Below are 950 nucleotides of genomic sequence, written 5' to 3'. Positions count from 1 at the left end.
GGTCGTGATCGGGATGGTGCCGCCGACCGCTTCACTAATCGTGCGGGTGACCGGATTGCAGTTATCCATGACGGAAACGACTGCCACCCAGTTGCGCACACCGACAGCGCCGTTGTCGCGCCGATAGCCAAGAAATGTTTTCATCGCGTAATTACCTCGTATTCAGATCACCGCGACCGCGGGTGGAATCAACGTTGTGAACGTGGGTGTGCTCGCCCACCCGGAGTGCGCGGCGGGCGGTGCCGATAACCTGGCCGTACTTCAGCACGTTGGTACCGGCGGAGGCAGGCGCGATACAAACCTTGTGACCGAATGGGACGTCTTGCATCAGGGTCACCTGGCCGGATCGTTCTCCCTGCAGGATGCAGGTTTCCCCCTCCTGTCCAGGGTCAAGCAGCGTTGCCACATTGTCTGAGGCATGAAGCACGATGGCGCGAGACATTTGTTTAATTCCTATATAGGTTATGAATACTCTAGGACAGAAACCTGGGATCCGTCAACGCAGCAAACCCTTGTATCCACAGGAAATAGAATAGGCTGACTGCGCCAACTCCTATATAGGTATTAACCATTGTCCTATATAGAAGTTATTGACACGTGCGGAGGCGGCGACTATCGTTGACTGCAATGGAGGCAAGTTGCCATCACGGGCGAGGAGAACTGAACATGAATGTGGGGTCCCATCTCGAGAAGATCGCCAGACTCGAGTCGTTGCGCGGGCGGTTCGATCCGCTGCAAGACTTCGAGTTGTGGTTCTGGGCCGGCATGACGGCCGGGACCCACGCGGTGAATGCCGCTTTGCACCTCGCGGCGATCACGGCGAGCGATGATGTTTTTCCGATGCAGCCTGGTGTGTATCTGGCTCCGCAATCGGACGGTACGTTTCGCGCTACGTTCTGCCCGCTCGGCGATGTGCTCCACGTTGGGCGCCCGAAAGTCGAGGGGCCGGT

At 57.6% G+C, this 950-nt stretch carries 2 protein-coding genes and 1 pseudogene; 1 reads left to right on the top strand and 2 read right to left on the bottom strand.

All coding sequences use genetic code 11. The features are described from left to right. Positions 1-144: UxaA family hydrolase (locus AWB68_RS47935; RefSeq protein ID WP_200828991.1), on the bottom strand; the 144-nt coding region annotated here is incomplete at its 3' end. Between the two features lie 7 nt (positions 145-151). Next, positions 152-442 carry a UxaA family hydrolase gene (locus AWB68_RS45395; protein ID WP_087650503.1) on the bottom strand — a complete coding sequence of 97 codons (291 nt, stop codon included), beginning with the start codon at positions 440-442 and terminating at the stop codon, positions 152-154. A gap of 224 nt (positions 443-666) precedes the next feature. Here AWB68_RS45395 and AWB68_RS45390 point away from each other — a divergent pair. Then, a pseudogene (locus tag AWB68_RS45390) lies at positions 667-950 on the top strand (hypothetical protein); the annotation flags it as partial.

The sequence above is a fragment of the Caballeronia choica genome (assembly GCF_001544535.1).
Classification (GTDB): Bacteria; Pseudomonadota; Gammaproteobacteria; order Burkholderiales; family Burkholderiaceae; genus Caballeronia; species Caballeronia choica.
The sequence above is the reverse complement of the archived record's forward strand: the minus strand, read 5'-3'. Positions and strand labels throughout refer to the sequence as shown.

Excerpts from the sequence above, each read along its gene's own strand:
- AWB68_RS45395 (WP_087650503.1), bottom strand. The coding sequence starts at position 442 with ATGTCTCGCGCCATCGTGCTTCATGCCTCAGACAATGTGGCAACGCTG.